This window comes from Paenibacillus cellulosilyticus (genome assembly GCF_003182255.1).
Lineage (GTDB): Bacteria > Bacillota > Bacilli > Paenibacillales > Paenibacillaceae > Paenibacillus_T > Paenibacillus_T cellulosilyticus.
Genome location: NZ_QGTQ01000021.1, coordinates 90,724 through 105,581, shown reverse-complemented (window position 1 = coordinate 105,581; position 14,858 = coordinate 90,724). Strand labels below are relative to the sequence as shown.

Annotated in this window: 20 protein-coding genes and 2 rRNA genes; 18 read left to right on the top strand and 4 right to left on the bottom strand. The window is 47.3% G+C overall.

The annotated features are described in order from the left end of the window. From DFQ01_RS21630 to DFQ01_RS21620, 3 genes are all read left to right on the top strand, one after another. Positions 1-94 (top strand): 23S ribosomal RNA (locus tag DFQ01_RS21630); the annotation flags it as partial. A gap of 96 nt (positions 95-190) precedes the next feature. After that, positions 191-307, top strand: a 5S ribosomal RNA gene (gene rrf, locus DFQ01_RS21625). A 426-nt stretch (positions 308-733) separates the two neighbouring features. Further along, entirely contained in the window at positions 734-1,876 is a 1,143-nt protein-coding gene (locus DFQ01_RS21620; protein ID WP_245946821.1) for a putative glycoside hydrolase, read from the top strand. Between the two features lie 222 nt (positions 1,877-2,098). Here DFQ01_RS21620 and DFQ01_RS21615 read toward each other — a convergent pair whose 3' ends face one another. From DFQ01_RS21615 to DFQ01_RS21605, 3 genes are read right to left on the bottom strand one after another with little or no spacing between them, the layout of a single operon-like run. Then, positions 2,099-3,331, bottom strand: coding sequence for a tyrosine-type recombinase/integrase (locus tag DFQ01_RS21615; protein ID WP_110045995.1), 1,233 nt, complete (start codon positions 3,329-3,331; stop codon positions 2,099-2,101). A gap of 53 nt (positions 3,332-3,384) precedes the next feature. Then, complete coding sequence (locus DFQ01_RS21610; protein WP_110045994.1) at positions 3,385-3,873, bottom strand: ImmA/IrrE family metallo-endopeptidase; 489 nt, start codon at positions 3,871-3,873, stop codon at positions 3,385-3,387. Between the two features lie 8 nt (positions 3,874-3,881). Then, entirely contained in the window at positions 3,882-4,211 is a 330-nt protein-coding gene (locus tag DFQ01_RS21605; protein ID WP_110045993.1) for a helix-turn-helix transcriptional regulator, read from the bottom strand. Between the two features lie 154 nt (positions 4,212-4,365). Here DFQ01_RS21605 and DFQ01_RS21600 point away from each other — a divergent pair, with 154 nt between their 5' ends. Genes DFQ01_RS21600 through DFQ01_RS21590 form a run of 4 tightly spaced genes read left to right on the top strand, consistent with a single transcriptional unit; the run spans position 4,366 to position 5,131 of the window. Then, positions 4,366-4,602, top strand: coding sequence for a helix-turn-helix transcriptional regulator (locus DFQ01_RS21600; RefSeq protein WP_110045992.1), 237 nt, complete (start codon positions 4,366-4,368; stop codon positions 4,600-4,602). Continuing rightward, positions 4,592-4,804 carry a helix-turn-helix domain-containing protein gene (locus DFQ01_RS21595; protein WP_174812909.1) on the top strand — a complete coding sequence of 71 codons (213 nt, stop codon included), beginning with the start codon at positions 4,592-4,594 and terminating at the stop codon, positions 4,802-4,804. The genes DFQ01_RS21600 and DFQ01_RS21595 overlap by 11 nt, the downstream gene beginning before the upstream one ends. Then, positions 4,801-4,935: a hypothetical protein gene (locus DFQ01_RS31960; protein ID WP_281272033.1), complete on the top strand. Its 135-nt coding sequence runs from the start codon at positions 4,801-4,803 to the stop codon at positions 4,933-4,935. The genes DFQ01_RS21595 and DFQ01_RS31960 overlap by 4 nt, the downstream gene beginning before the upstream one ends. Positions 4,936-4,942: 7 nt before the next feature. After that, positions 4,943-5,131, top strand: coding sequence for a hypothetical protein (locus DFQ01_RS21590; RefSeq protein ID WP_110045990.1), 189 nt, complete (start codon positions 4,943-4,945; stop codon positions 5,129-5,131). Here the strand turns inward: DFQ01_RS21590 and DFQ01_RS31200 are convergent. Beyond that, complete coding sequence (locus DFQ01_RS31200; RefSeq protein WP_174812910.1) at positions 5,123-5,281, bottom strand: hypothetical protein; 159 nt, start codon at positions 5,279-5,281, stop codon at positions 5,123-5,125. The two genes, DFQ01_RS21590 and DFQ01_RS31200, sit on opposite strands and share 9 nt — an antisense overlap. Positions 5,282-5,598: 317 nt before the next feature. Here DFQ01_RS31200 and DFQ01_RS21585 point away from each other — a divergent pair, with 317 nt between their 5' ends. The 11 genes from DFQ01_RS21585 to DFQ01_RS21535 all read left to right on the top strand — a co-directional run bounded on the left by DFQ01_RS21585 (position 5,599) and on the right by DFQ01_RS21535 (position 14,844). Next, the gene (locus DFQ01_RS21585) at positions 5,599-5,913 is read left to right on the top strand and encodes a hypothetical protein (RefSeq protein WP_110045989.1); all 315 of its coding nucleotides are present in this window, start codon (positions 5,599-5,601) and stop codon (positions 5,911-5,913) included. Positions 5,914-5,955: 42 nt separating this feature from the next. After that, a complete protein-coding gene (locus tag DFQ01_RS21580; protein WP_110045988.1) occupies positions 5,956-7,281 on the top strand; it encodes an AAA family ATPase in 1,326 nt (441 codons plus the stop codon). Continuing rightward, positions 7,281-8,360, top strand: coding sequence for an ATP-binding protein (locus DFQ01_RS21575; RefSeq protein WP_110045987.1), 1,080 nt, complete (start codon positions 7,281-7,283; stop codon positions 8,358-8,360). Before DFQ01_RS21580 ends, DFQ01_RS21575 begins: the two co-directional genes overlap by 1 nt. A 21-nt stretch (positions 8,361-8,381) precedes the next feature. Next, a complete protein-coding gene (locus DFQ01_RS21570) occupies positions 8,382-8,990 on the top strand; it encodes a hypothetical protein (RefSeq protein WP_110045986.1) in 609 nt (202 codons plus the stop codon). 9 nt (positions 8,991-8,999) lie between these two features. Next, positions 9,000-10,580: a DEAD/DEAH box helicase gene (locus tag DFQ01_RS21565; protein WP_110045985.1), complete on the top strand. Its 1,581-nt coding sequence runs from the start codon at positions 9,000-9,002 to the stop codon at positions 10,578-10,580. A 21-nt stretch (positions 10,581-10,601) separates the two neighbouring features. Further along, the gene (locus DFQ01_RS21560; RefSeq protein ID WP_110045984.1) at positions 10,602-10,973 is read left to right on the top strand and encodes a hypothetical protein; all 372 of its coding nucleotides are present in this window, start codon (positions 10,602-10,604) and stop codon (positions 10,971-10,973) included. A gap of 140 nt (positions 10,974-11,113) precedes the next feature. After that, positions 11,114-11,488, top strand: a complete 375-nt coding sequence (locus DFQ01_RS21555; protein WP_110045983.1) for a hypothetical protein — start codon at positions 11,114-11,116, stop codon at positions 11,486-11,488. Between the two features lie 13 nt (positions 11,489-11,501). After that, a complete protein-coding gene (locus tag DFQ01_RS21550; RefSeq protein ID WP_174812911.1) occupies positions 11,502-13,058 on the top strand; it encodes a PcfJ domain-containing protein in 1,557 nt (518 codons plus the stop codon). Next, positions 13,055-13,909 carry a DUF3102 domain-containing protein gene (locus tag DFQ01_RS21545; protein WP_110045981.1) on the top strand — a complete coding sequence of 285 codons (855 nt, stop codon included), beginning with the start codon at positions 13,055-13,057 and terminating at the stop codon, positions 13,907-13,909. The genes DFQ01_RS21550 and DFQ01_RS21545 overlap by 4 nt, the downstream gene beginning before the upstream one ends. A 17-nt stretch (positions 13,910-13,926) precedes the next feature. Further along, complete coding sequence (locus DFQ01_RS21540) at positions 13,927-14,460, top strand: hypothetical protein (protein WP_110045980.1); 534 nt, start codon at positions 13,927-13,929, stop codon at positions 14,458-14,460. A 27-nt stretch (positions 14,461-14,487) separates the two neighbouring features. After that, positions 14,488-14,844, top strand: coding sequence for a hypothetical protein (locus DFQ01_RS21535; RefSeq protein ID WP_110045979.1), 357 nt, complete (start codon positions 14,488-14,490; stop codon positions 14,842-14,844). Positions 14,845-14,858: the final 14 nt, after the last annotated feature.

Here is a 14,858-nt window from a genome sequence, read left to right as displayed (position 1 = left end):
AGACCCCTGGAAGACGACCAGGTTGATAGGCTCGGGGTGGAAGCGCAGCAATGCGTGCAGCTGACGAGTACTAATAGGTCGAGGGCTTATCCTAAAAGCATTACTTAAGCTAAGGATTCAACATTCGCATCCAGTTTTGAAGGTGTAACCTTCAACAAGCATCGCAGCAGCCAAGCTGAGCGACTGCACGTTTGGTGTCGATGGCGGAGGGGTTCCACGCGTACCCATACCGAACACGACCGTTAAGTCCTCCAGCGCCAATGGTACTTGGACCGCAGGGTCCTGGGAGAGTAGGACGACGCCAAGCACGAAGTAAGCCATGTCTTTATGACATGGCTTTTTTGTTGTTTACGGAACGAGATAAAGATATATATTAAGGTTGATAAGCACCGAGAAGGTTGATTTAGACTGAGGATGAGTAGCGGAGTGTAGGCAAACCCTACATGAGCAACGGAGGCCGAAGGCTGGATCAAGATTCGATGCCGAGAAGGCTCCCTGAGTTAACTTCGTGATCATCGACCGTCATAAGCGCCAATGGTACTTGGACCGCAGGGTCCTGGGAGGGTAGGACGACGCCAAGCACGAAGTAAGCCGTGTCTTCATGACACGGCTTTTTTGTTGTTTTCGGATTAGTCAGTGACCGTATGAATTTGGATATATCTCCTTCTCAACCTGAGTCGCTAAGACGCTCATACTACATGTATAGAGCAGTGAGAAGGAGGCGGTTTACCGGATGAATAAGGCAAGCACAACGCGACGTTGGTTTAGATACGGGGCAGCATTAATGTTGTGTGGGATGCTTGCATTAACGGGCATGTTTACACCGATCCAGAAGCCAACCTATGTAGGAACCAAAGCGAGCGGCCTGAAAGCCGGCGATACGAAAAGCACAGCTCAACCGATAAGAGGCATTTATGTATCGGGTTGGGTTGCGGGTAATGATAGCCGAATGAATCAGCTGCTTCAATTAATAAGTGAGACGGATTTGAATGCTGTCGTGGTGGATGTGAAGAATGATTTTGGCAGACTGACATATCGATCTTCAGTCGGTGACGTACAGCGGACAGGCTCTGATCAAACGCCAACGATTCCAAACATTAAGCAGCTTATTCAGAAGCTGCATCGTAACCATATCTATACGATAGGTCGAGTTGTGGTATTCAAGGACCCTTACCTAGCGAAAAGACAGCCTCAATTAGCGATTCGTCGTCAGGATGGCGGCGTATGGAACGATGGTCACGGGCGGCCTTGGATTGATCCGTATCATCAAGAAGTATGGAAATACAACATTAACATAGCAGCAGAGGCGGCTAAGCTCGGATTTGACGAGATTCAGTTCGATTACGTGCGATTCCCGGAGGGGATTACGACCAAGCAAGTTAAGTTTGCGAATGCAAATGGGTGGAGTCGTGCGGAAGCGATTCGTCGATTTCTTCACCAAGCACGGCCGATCATTCATCGTCAAGGAGCTAAAGTGTCCGCGGATGTATTTGGCCTTGTTACATCGGCATCCGATGATATGGGTATTGGGCAGCGTTGGCGCTCGGTCGGACAAGAGGTCGATTATATTTCGCCGATGATCTATCCGTCCCACTACAGCAGCGGCATATATGGCGTGCGTGATCCTGACATGAATCCTTACGCGATTGTAAGTCATGCCGTAGCGGACGCAAAGAAACGAAACCAAGCCATGATGGCAGGCGGCGTAAAGCCAGCCCAGCTGCGTCCTTGGCTGCAAAGCTTCACCGCTACATGGGTACATCCACACATGGTATATGACAGACAGGCGGTGAAGAAACAGATTAAAGCATTGCACGATCAGGGCGTGAATGACTTTCTGTTATGGAGTGCAGCATGCAAATATAACTATAGATGAAAATGTAACTAACATTTTGTAATAATCAATGTTAGCTTTATGGCAACACTGTTAAGTCTCATCCTTATCATGAAAATAGCGATGAAAACGGCTGAAAATGCCGATCTTGCAAGCTTGACAGCCTATACCCCCTCTGCTAATATTGCAATAATATTAGCAGACCGCGCTATAACACGGCTCTAAAGGACATTTGCCCACATGTTCCCCACAAGGAACTGTGGGCTATAAATCTTTAAGGAGAGCATCAAGTTTTTCAACGTCTGCTCGACGTCGTGCTTTTGTTACATGTCGATATATCATTGTCGTCGTTTTGTCATTTATGTGGCCAAGTTGTCTCTGTATAGAGGCCAACTCGATGCCTGCCTCTGCGCATAAGCTCGTGTATGTGTGCCTCAAGCTATGTGGGGTGAGCTCAGTTGGTAAGCCGGCTCTTATTAATACATCTTTCATGAAGCGTTCGATATCTCTTGGGGAAATTGGATAACCAGGTTTTCTTCGTCCGTTAACAAAACAGAATGGGCGTCCATCATAATAGCGGGTACACATAAGCTGGATCTGTTTTCGTTCTTTCTCTTGTTCGTGAAGCATCGTAATAACCTGTTTTGTAACATCTACGGTACGAACAGAGCCATCATTTTTTGGTGTTTCAAGCTCAAATTTCTCTACACCTTCCATTGCATATAATGTTTTAATAATACGGATTTGCAGATTAACTTCATTAATGCGTGTTCGTTCCAGTGAACAGAGCTCGCCTATTCGTAAACCAGTATAGGCTAGGACCCAAAGCGAGCGTGCAAATTCCCTAAGCACTAAACGTTCTAATGGATCGTTCTCTTCGTCAGCGATTTGGAAAGCTGTCTTTAGGAACAGAGCTAACTCTTCCTTCTCAAGGTACTTGAAGGTTTCCTCTCCTGCTTCAAGCTCTTCAACTGTTTTCAGATATGTAGGGAATACAACGTGCTCTGTAATGTCCTTTTGAATTAACTCGTAAGGAGGAGCAGCAGCTGTCCTAAATAGAAGTGAGGCAACAGCATGAGTTGCGAGCAGCGTATTCTTCTTTTTACCGTTTCGTTTAAGATCGTATAGGAAGTTTTGATACTGCATGGCGGTTATTTCTTTTAATTTCTTTTTACCAAACTGTTTCAGGATAGGCTGAGCTCTTGATTTTCGAGACTTTATAGTATGTTTCTTCTTTCCACTTTCCTCGTATGACTGTATCCATATGTCGTACCAGCCCTCTAAAGTCATGTTTGTTTCGTCGATATATGTACCTTGGAGCTGCCGTGCCTTTATCAGAATTCCTTCGTTATAGGCTTCTTCTGCAGTAGCGTATGCTGGTGTTTCTTTCTGCTTTCTTCTTACAATCCCATCTTCGAATACTTCGACGCTATAACGGTAAGTGTAACGACCATCGCGAAGACGAACACCAGGGGGAAGTTTCTTTTTTCTTGCCAATGTTATACCTCCAATAAGAACATATGTTCGATTTTTGGGTATGTGTAAACGCCTTACAGCAAATTATCATTGTCCAGTGGGAACAATTCTAATACTCCAAGTGGTTCGAAATAAAGTATGTGCTGGTCATCAACGGATACGCATACTCCATACTTTTCTTTATAACGATCTATTGTTTGCTGTAGGAATTCTTCTGTCACACCTAGATAATCAGCAATTTCGAATCGTCCTTTTACTCGAGCTTTGTAAGCTTCCAGTATGCGCTCTAGGGGAATGAGTCTATGGTAAGACCAGCGTCTAGCTCGAAGTTCCTGCTTTCGGTTCAACAGATTATTTTGATCCAGTATTATACCAGACGAAGTAAAGTGATGACCTAACTCCTCTGCCAATATACAGAGCATTTCCGGTTGAGAAGAGATGGCTGTTGGGTTCAATGTAATAACCCCGTCTACATACAAACCGCGGATTCGTTTAGAGGCGAAGCGGTGGTATCTTACCTCAACTCCATCAATTTCTGCTTCGTGATGTAATGAATCTAGCATACCGCTTATCAATCCTTCCGTTTCGACTTGATGTATTGAGCATAACGAAGTATTTCTTGTAGCTCCTCAACCGTGTAATCATCTCCAACGAAATGTGCTGCAATTGTTTGTGGTTTTGGCTGGTCTGTCTCAATAATATCCATGCCGTTTTCCTCAATGATATTGCTCTTCTTTAGGTTAAAACGAGCAGCGATCTTCTCGATCGCACCCATACGAGGCTCAGATATTCCACTTTCCCATGCAGAGACTGCTTTATTTGTAACTCCAGCTATTTCAGCTAGATCTTGTTGAGTTAAATCATACATTGCTCTCAACTTCTTAATATTCTCCTGTATCATCTTCCGCACCTCGCGTTCTATTTAATTTGGATTATACGCAAAAAGTAGAAAAAATTCAACATGTTATTCAAAATAAATTAGATTTTATCGTTGACAGTCTAATTTAATTGGATTAACATAGGTCTCAACCGAGCAGGGGAAGGAGGTGTGAACAATGGGTCTGACCCTGAAACAGGCAAGACAACTTGCGGGCCTCACGCAAAAAGAAGTAGCAGAGGTTTTGGGAGTACATACTCATACTTACATGAAATGGGAAAGAAATCCTGAAGAAATGAGTGTGGGTACAGCCAAACAATTTTCACGAATTGTGAAAGTGGAGGTTAATGAAATTTTTTTTGAAGACCAGTCTAATTTAATTAGACAAAATGGAGGTGAACAGTATGTCGGCTGAAAGCATTCGCCCAACATTAGATGTGAAAGCCGTCGCTGATTATTTGGGCATAAGCGCGGTGACGGTGAAACGTAGGATTGCTGACGGATCACTCAAAGCTTATAAGAATGGTGGATACTGGAAGATCAAACGAGAATGGCTAATCGAGCATGAACGTTCTCTGATTGAACCTGTGTCTCTGAAAGTTGGAAAGTTAAGTTGATCAACTCCAAGCTAATCATCATCGGCCAGATCATCCGTCGCGAAGGCAATAAAGTATACGTCAGCTCGGGCGATTCGATCGACGTTTACAACACCGATTACTATCGGATCGTTCCGAGTGAGGGGAGGTGAGGGGTACGTGGCCATTAATGCTGGAGTTAACGTTGCAGTCAAACAAGTAGAGTTGTACGGATGGGCTACAAAAGAGCAGCTGGAATTAAGCGCGTCTCTTGTGCAGCAACTGAAGTCGCTGGGATTAAGTGTCGGAGAAGCATTAGCCGCCTTAGAGCTAACTAAAGCGGCATTGCTTGAAGAAAAGTTACTCTAATTCCATCATTATTGAATTGTAATATTCCATGTACTTACGTGCTAAGTCAATAGCGATAGAGCCACTTTTCGTATACGCCAGTTTGTTACTTTCAACGAATTGCTTTACAGCTATTAGCGCGAGCTCATGTGCAATTTTATCTTTATCCAATATCTTTACCCTCCTTTCTTTTCGATTTGGTTAGTCTGGACAACTACCATATTAACAGAGGGATAGGAAATATTCGACAGAAAGCGCACGAAGGGTGGTGATCACTGTGAGCGTGACTGGGCATGTATGGCTGGAGTTGTCGCGTGATGAGCGTCAGGTATGTCTGGAATTTGCGGCAGAGCAGAACGGAAAGCGTCGTATGAAGTCCCGGTTAAATGTAGAAGACCCTTGCGGGGTAGGAGCCGCAAAGGTCTGAGCAATAAGAAATAATAGTTGCCGCCATTATAGCACATGGTGGCTCAACGGAGGAAGCAAAATTGTCAAATCAAGAAGCAAGAGACTTGGCTGCTGACATGGCGATCTGTGAGGCAGCAACGCCTGGACCGTGGTGTATTGTTGGAAATTCGGTTGCAACCTTGAAGACTGATAAGGATGGCTGGCACGACAGTATTATAAACCCGCGAACGCCGTTTCCATCTTTTGAAATCATGCAGTTTATATCAATGGCGCGCGAAGGCTGGCCGTACGCTATACGGCTAGCGCAGGAGCTGCAGAAAGAGAATGAGCAGCTGGAACGTGAACTACAGGTTTACAGAGATCACGAGCGGGGTCTTCGCGGCCCCTGGGATTAATCGATACATTATCAGCTAGTCATATATGAAGGAGAAGAGCGCATGATCAAGATAAATAAGTTAGAAATTGAGAACGTCAAGCGCGTTAAGGCAGTCAGGATGGAGCCTAGCGCGTCCGGATTAACTGTTATCGGTGGGAATAACCGACAAGGCAAAACGAGCGTGCTGGACGCCATTGCGTGGGCACTTGGAGGTAACAAGTATCGCCCTTCACAAGCTGAACGCGAAGGGTCGGTTGTACCGCCTTATCTGCACCTTGTGCTGTCCAATGGGCTTGTCGTTGAGCGCAAGGGTAAGAACAGCGACCTGAAGGTCATTGACCCGAACGGTCAGAAAGGTGGGCAGCAGCTGCTCGATAGCTTCGTCGGGGAACTAGCGATTGATCTACCGAAATTCATGAATTCTACGAGCAAGGAAAAAGCGGCCATCTTACTTCGGATCATCGGTGTGGGCACTCAGCTTCATGAGCTGGAGACGAAAGAACAGGAGATCTATAGCCGTCGTCACGCCATCGGTCAGATTGCTGATCAGAAGTCCAAGTTCGCTAAGGAACAGCTGTATTTCCCTGATGCACCTAAAGAACCTATTTCAGCGTCTGAGCTGATTCTGCAGCAGCAAGCTATCCTGGCGCGTAACGGCGAGAATCAGCGTAAACGGCAACGTTTGGACCATTATGAATCAGTTCGCAAGTCGAAAGGCGAAGAGATTGCTAGACTTGAGGCTGAATTGCTCAAGCTTAAGGAAGAGTATGCAAAAATCGGTGAAGATTTGGCTATAGCTCGTAAAGATGCAATTGACCTGCAGGATGAATCGACAGCAGAGCTCGAAGCCAATATCCAGCAGATCGACGAGATCAACCGTCGTGTTCGGGCTAACCTCGACAAGGACAAGGCTGAATCTGACGCCAGCGAATACCGAGTGGAATATGACAAGCTATCGACTGAGATTGACGGTATCAGGCAACAGAAGACGGACCTGCTTACTACGGCCAATCTTCCGCTGCAGGGCCTAACGGTTGAAAACGGCGATCTGAGGTACAACGGTCAGCAGTGGGATAACATGAGCGGTGCTGATCAGTTGATAGTAGCCACGTCAATCGTTCGCAAGCTGAAGCCAAATTGCGGTTTTATCCTGTTGGACAAGCTTGAGCAGATGGATATGCAGACGCTGCAGGTATTCGGTCAATGGCTTGAGCAAGAAGGTCTCCAGGCTATCGCGACGCGCGTCAGCACTGGTGAAGAATGCTCGATCGTCATCGAGGATGGCTACGTCGCCGGCCAGGAAGGTGTTCACCTGCAGCCAGTACCAGGCGAGATTGACCCGGGCCCGTCGTGGGGCGGCACAACATGGAAAGCAGGTGAATTCTGATGCAGGTTATCAGCGGTAAGGTTCAAAAAGCAAAGAAAGTCGTTCTCTATGGACCTGAAGGAATTGGTAAGTCATCGCTCGCTACGAGGTTCCCACGTCCAATCTTCATCGATACGGAAGGGTCGACGACGGAATTGGACGTCGATCGGCTGCCGAAGCCATCGAGCTGGGAGATGCTCAAACAGCAGGTTCAATGGGTGAAGCAGCAGGCTGGGCGATACGGAACGTTAGTTATTGATACGATCGACTGGGCTGAATTGCTGTGCAACGAAGGTGTATGCGCTGCTCACCAGAAACAAAGTATCGAGGATTTTGGGTACGGCAAGGGATATGTTTACTCGGAAGAAGAGTTCGGTCGGTTACTCAACATGCTTAGCGATTTGATCGAAGCCGGAATAAATGTTGTCCTGAACGCTCATGCACAGATTGTTAAATTTGAGCAGCCAGATGAAATGGGTGCCTATGATCGCTATCAACTGAAGCTGGGTAAGAAAACGGGTTCACGTACCGCGGCACTCGTCAAAGAGTGGGCAGATATGGTCTTGTTCATCAATTATAAAACGTTCTCTGTTGCGACGGATAAGGAAGGCAAGAAGAACAAGGCTCAAGGCGGCATACGAACTGTGTATGCAACGCACCATCCAGCATGGGACGCAAAGAACCGCCACGGACTACCGGATGAGTTCCCGTTGGACTATTCACATCTTGCACACATTTTTAACAGCAGTGCAGCCGCATCACAGCCTGCTGTTCAGCAACCTCAATACAATAGTCAACAGTCTCAGCAGCAACCGCCTGATCAAGCACAGCAATCCACACAGCCAGAACCAATGCAGCCGTCCAACTCCGGTGCGCAGCCGGAGAGCGGATCGAGCATACCTGCATCATTGCTCGATCTGATGATGCAACATCAAGTAAAAGACACTGAAATTCAGCTTGTCGTCAGCCAGAAGGGCTACTATCCGCTCGACACACCGATTGCAAATTACGATCCTGGTTTCATTGCTGGCGTGCTTGTTGGAGCTTGGCCGCAAGTACATGGAATGATCCAAGAAGCCCGAAAGAATTTGCCATTCTAATACACACTGGAGGAATCATACATGAATAATCAACAAGAACGCGAATTTGGTTGGGACGACACTATCGAGAAAGACGGTGGAGGTGGGTTTACCCTGCTTCCTGCCGGCGATTACAATTTCACGGTTTCCAAATTTGAGCGCGGTCGTTTTACTGGAAGTGACAAAATGCCTCCTTGTAATCAGGCTAAATTGGATTTGACGATCCATTCTCCTGAACATGGCGACGTTGTCGTGTTTCATAACCTCTTCCTGCACACGAAGACAGAGGGCCTTCTGTCGAACTTCTTTTCGGCAATTGGTCAAAAGAGAAAGGGGGAGCCGCTGCGCATGAATTGGAATGCTGTTGTCGGTGCAAGAGGAAGGCTGAAGCTTGAAGTACGAAACTACAAGCACAACGGCGAGGATCGTTCTAGTAACCAGGTTAAAACATTCTATGCACCTGATGATATCCCCCGAGTTGGACAACAACAAGGATACCAGCAACAACCTCAATACCAACAGCAACAGCCTCAATATCAGACTCAGCAACAGCAGCAATCATATCAGCAGCCGCCGCAACAACAGCAGTACCAGCAACCGTTCCCTACCGGCCAACAGCAAGGCGGCGGATGGGCGCCGGGCCAGTTCTAGGAGGTCATCATGGAACTCAGACCTTATCAACAGGAAGCGCGGGAATCTATCCAAGCAGAATGGGTTAACGGTAAAAAGCGTACGCTTCTCGTTCTGCCTACTGGCTGCGGTAAGACGATTGTATTTAGTAAAGTCATTGAGGATCGTGTAAGACTGGGCGAGCGTTTGCTCGTCCTTGCCCACCGCGGAGAGTTGCTTGACCAAGCTGCTGACAAGTTGGAGAAATCGACAGGGCTGAAATGTGCAACAGAGAAAGCGGAACAGACGTCGATCGGGAGCTGGTGGAGAGTGGTCGTGGGAAGCATTCAGACGATGATGCGGCCGAAGCGACTTGAGCAGTTTGCACCAGACCATTTTGATACGATTATCATTGACGAGGCACATCATTGCATATCGGAAAGCTATCAGCGTGTTCTACAGTATTTTGAATCGGCCAACGTTCTTGGCGTGACTGCTACGCCGGACCGTGGCGATATGCGTAACCTCGGAGCCTATTTCGAATCGCTAGCCTACGAGTACACGTTACCAAAGGCTATAAAAGCAGGCTATCTGAGCCCGATCAAGGCGATGACAATTCCCTTGCAATTGGATCTCTCTACTGTTGGACAGCAAGGAGGAGACTTCAAGACCAGTGACCTGGGAACAGCTCTGGATCCGTACCTCGATTCGATTGCAGCGGAAATGTGGAAAATCGCACAGAATCGCAAGATCGTCGTATTCCTTCCACTCGTCAAAACAAGTCAGAAATTTGTGAATATTCTAAATTCGTTTGGGTTTCGGGCTGCCGAAGTTAATGGTGATTCGCAGGATCGAGCAGAAGTTCTGGAGGACTTCGATAACGATAAATACAACGTACTCTGTAACTCAATGCTGCTAACGGAGGGCTGGGATTGCCCAAGCGTTGATTGTGTCGTCGTCTTACGGCCGACGAAGGTCCGCAGCTTATACAGCCAGATGGTCGGGCGCGGTACCCGGCTATTCCCAGGAAAGACAGACCTGCTGCTGCTCGATTTCTTGTGGCATACAGAACGCCATGAGCTATGTCATCCTGCTCACCTCATTGCTGAGAATGAAGAAATTGCACAGGCCATGACGACGCAGATAAACCAGGCAGGTATCCCATTAGATTTGGAGACTGTCGAGAAGCAGGCTGCGGATGACGTTGTTGCACAGCGCGAAGAAGCATTGGCGAAACAGCTCGCAGAGATGAAGCGCCGTAAGCGCGCGCTGGTTGATCCGCTTCAGTTTGAGATGAGCATCCAAGCTGAAGATCTTGCGTCGTATGTGCCGGCTTTCGGATGGGAGATGTCTCCGCCAAGTGATAAGCAGCTGCAGACGCTAGAGAAGATGGGCATTCTTCCGGATCAGATCGACAATGCCGGTAAGGCAGCGAAGTTGCTCGATCGTCTCGACAAGCGCCGGGAGGAAGGACTCACCACACCGAAGCAGATCCGTTTTCTCGAGCAGCGTGGCTTCGATCACGTAGGAACGTGGTCGTTTGATTCGGCGAAGAACCTTATCGACCGAATCGCTGCAAATGGCTGGCGTGTACCAGATGGCGTCAATCCAAAAGAATATCGCGGAGATTGAATATTCGGGAGGTAAGGGACGATGGCAAAAGACATGGTGGATAGGGGGCAGCTACATAAGCTGTTCCTCTCCGGAAAGCCGCTGCGTGAGATCGCCAAGGAGCTTGGGAGCACGCATGGGAGTATCCGGACAATGATTTATCACGAACGACTTCGTAATCCGCTCGAATGGCCTGTACGCGTGACCTATCCCGGTAAGTCTGAGGCGCCAGTGCTGATGATGCACCTTTATGAATGCGAGGACTGCTTTGTGAATTTCGCTGTAGAGGATTATGACGGTATCGATCACTCTGCGACTGTCTGCCCGATCTGCGGTACAGACGAGATGTTGGTCGATAAGGGTTTCGGCAAATTTGCACTGACTTCAACCTCTACGGTTAATCGTGGCGCCTAATAATGATGTTAATCTGTCCGGATTGTGGCGGTGACATGAAGGAAATTGCATCTGATATTCACTGGTGCCAAGTGTGCTTGATGGTTGGTCAACAATTCAGTATTAGTGATTTTTTAGATGAACAAGGGAGGATGCAAGCAATGAGCACGCAAGCTGCATTAGATAAACTGCGAGCCGAGATGACGGCCGCTAAAAATAATCAATATGTGCAAGTTATCGGACAATTCCTGCTGGGTTACCTTGAAGAGCATTCAGATTCAGCGGACAAGCTGGCCGCAGCGGACAAGACGATCGCGAAGAGCCTGGACGCCATGAAGGCTGAAGCTAAGAAGAAGCAGTCAAACGGCATGGCCATGCTGACGGATGCGGAGGGTTTCGCGATCGTACTGAGCTATTACGGAATTAAGGGGAGTGTCACAACACAGGCAGCAGCTGCAGCCATTACCGTGACATCCGCTCCCGCGGCCAAGACTGCTGGAACTGATTTTGAAGTAAGTCTCGATGACTTCTTATAAGGGGTGGCGCGCTATGAGTAAGAAAGCAGAAGAGCATGATCGTGAACTCTTTTTCTCCCACTTCCCTTCAGATGTAAGCCAGTGCGTGCAGGACTATGTGCGGGATGTTGTCCTGTTAAGAAGCAGGTATATCTTTACGACTAGGGAGAAAGGGCTGCAGTACGGCTATTGCACACATTGCAGAGAAAAATATCGGACAGTTGGGCTGAAGCAAAACGAGAAGAAGGTATGTGTCAAATGCGGCTCACAATGCACTGTAAAGAAAAGCGGCATTAGTCGTAAGTACCTTGTTGATCGCGGCCACATCATCTTTTACGAAAAATCATTAGCAAACCCGAACGCTATCATTGCGAGAAGCATGTACGTTCATCGCGATTATAGCAAGGATTATATTGACGTTGAAACGTTGTATTCACCAAGCGCTATGTACGTTTTTGAGATGGGAAATGCACAAATGTACGAGCCGTGGTGGGGGAACAGAGAGTGGCGTAAAGTGTCCACTATTAAGTCCGACTTCCAAAATTCATTGTCATTCGGATACCGCTCTCTCTGTCCGATTGAGTGGATCCGAGAAGCAGTTGCGGGTACACCGTTCCAATACAGTACCTGGGAGCAGTACCATGAAACCGATAGCGTTAAGTTCTTCTCATTGTTTACTAAATACCCGTGCATTGAGTATTTGACTAAGCTTGGCATGCGTTACTTTGTATCAGCGAAGCTTGATAATGGCCTAACATACAGCGCCATCAATTGGAACGGCAAAACTATAGATAAGGTCCTGAAGCTTAGCAAACAACGCTCCAAGGAGTTTATTAAGATGATCGATCAAGTAAATAATCCACTGACCCTTAGGTTATTCCAAGTTATGTGTAATGAAAAGTCGGGGCTAACATTAAGCGAACTCGATGACTTGGCCGATCGGTACGACCGCTGTTGGTCTTTGCTGCAGAAGCTGCTTACGCATGTAAGTCTGCGTCGCGCTGATGGCTATATCAGAAAGCAGCAGACCATTGAAAAAATGAATAAGCGGGCATTTTGGGAAAGAGACATCCTCTGTACGTGGAGGGACTATATCGAAGATTGCAAGCAGCTGGGGCTGGATCTTACAGATGAGTTGATTCTGCTGCCGCCCGACTTGCACAGCGCTCATCAGAATACCATCAAGCAGGTTAAATACAAGGAAGACGAGGAGCTTAACCGTAAGATCCAGAAGCGACTCAAGGTTCTTACAAAATACGAGTTTGAAAAAGATGGGCTTTTAATACGTGCAGCCAAGGATTCGCTTGAACTGATCGAGGAGGGAAAAGCGCTCCGGCACTGTGTTGGTCGATATGCTCAGAGCTATGCTGATGGGAAGTGCGACATTCTGGTGATTCGATGGGTATCGGAGCCGGACAAGCCATTCTATACGATGGAGATTAGAGATAACAAGATCGTTCAATGTAGAGGGTTTAAGAATTGTGGGACGACCGATAAGGTGCAGTTGTTTGTAGATGCCTTTGTTAAAGAAAAGCTCACGAAAAAGAAAGCGCGCGTGAAGGTAGACGCGCAGCAGGAGGTAGCTGTATGAGTCAATTGATTGATCGAACACCGCTGCTAATTGCGGCGGAGATCCGCAGCATCGATGCCCAAACCCGAGAAATTGTCCTCCGGAGTGCAATCGAGATCGGCAATAAGTTGAATGAAGCAAAAGCGCTCGTTGCGCATGGTGAGTGGGGCCAGTGGCTGAATGACAATGTGAATTATAGCCAGTCTACCGCGAACAACTTCATGAAGGTATCTGTTGAATACGGTTCAAATTACCAAGCGCTTGAGAATTTGAGTTATACGCAGGCAGTCGCACTGCTTACAGTGCCAGCAGATGAACGGGAGCAATTTGCTGCTGATGTGAATGCTGCGGAGCTCTCGACACGTGAGCTGCAGGCGGCAGTGAAAGCGCGTCAGGCAGCTGAGAAACAAGCGAAGAAGCTTGAATCAGAATTGAATAAGGTCCAGACGCAAGCTGAAGCAGACCGTAATAAGCTTCAGACTCGAGTAGAACAGCTTCAGGATGAACTCATCGATGCGCGAATCACAGGAAGCAGCAGTGACGTCGATAAGGTGCATGCTGAATTAGCTGAAGCACAGGCGGCGGTAAAGCGATTGGAGGCCGAGCTGAAGGCAAAGCCGATCGAGACGACAGCGACAGTGGAGGTAATCCCGCCGGGGATTGAGGCGGAGCTGGCCGAGCTCCGTAAGAAGGTGGCACAGCCGACCAGTGTCGCAACGGTGAAATTCCGTATCCAGTTTGATGCACTTGTTGAAGGATTCAAGGGGCTGCTGACTACGTTAGGTGATGTTGAAGTGACGGATCCTGAGCAGCATCAGAAGTATGTAGGAGCTGTAAGCGGTCTGCTTGGCAAAATGTCAGAACAATTATAGGGATGGAGTTGATATAGATGAAAGGGATTAATCTGAAAGAGGTTTGCCGCCAGATTAAGTTTCACGGGAAACGGTCGCTTATATGGTCAAGGACGGATGAATTCCACTACATCACCAATAGGCATTGGATGCTGCGTTTTTCCGACAGCCATCTTCCTCGGGAGGTTCTCGTTCTTCTCTTTTCGGTGTTTGCTATGATTCCGGAGCCAAGGAAAGCACTTGTTGCGAATTTTGGCGATGTAACGGAGAAGGAAGCGATAAACATCCAACCTATATACACAAGTTTAGGAACTGCTAAACCCGGGAATATCACTCCATTCTCTAAGGATCATGATGTATTAAGAATGCGAATTATTCAATCGGGATCCGATTTCATTTACTTGGATGAAGAATACGTCAAGATGGTAGACCTGAATGAGGAGGCAGCCTGTACTGGAAAGGTCTCATCCGTATTTTTCCTTAACGGAGCAGTCGTGATTCTTCCATATCGTAATACCTCTGGAAACGAAATATTGTTAGCTGATCTTATTGCTGACCAAGTATCTCGATGAATAGCTTTGAACATGGGAGGGTTTAACATGCCAGTTACTATAGCTCAGATCAATAAACTATCCGAGAAGTATAAAAATAGCTTGATTATCGAAATCGTTCAGAAAAACGAGGATGAGAAAAAAGTTGATGCCTTTATCATCCTGTACCAGAGACACGGAATAGGCGGTCGGGCTTCGCAAGGGCTGATTGATGTGAATGCAGTATGGGATGAACGTAAGAGCCGCCCGAAAGGATACATCGTAGTTCATGGTTCAGAGATTAGAAATGGCGAAAGTTTATCAATCATGGTGTCTGAGGAATTTTATCGTGCAGGTGCAAAAAACGGAGTGCTTGATGCCAAGATTGCAGAGTGGGTATCCACTTACAGCAGGAACACCGTTTGAATATTGAAGATCAT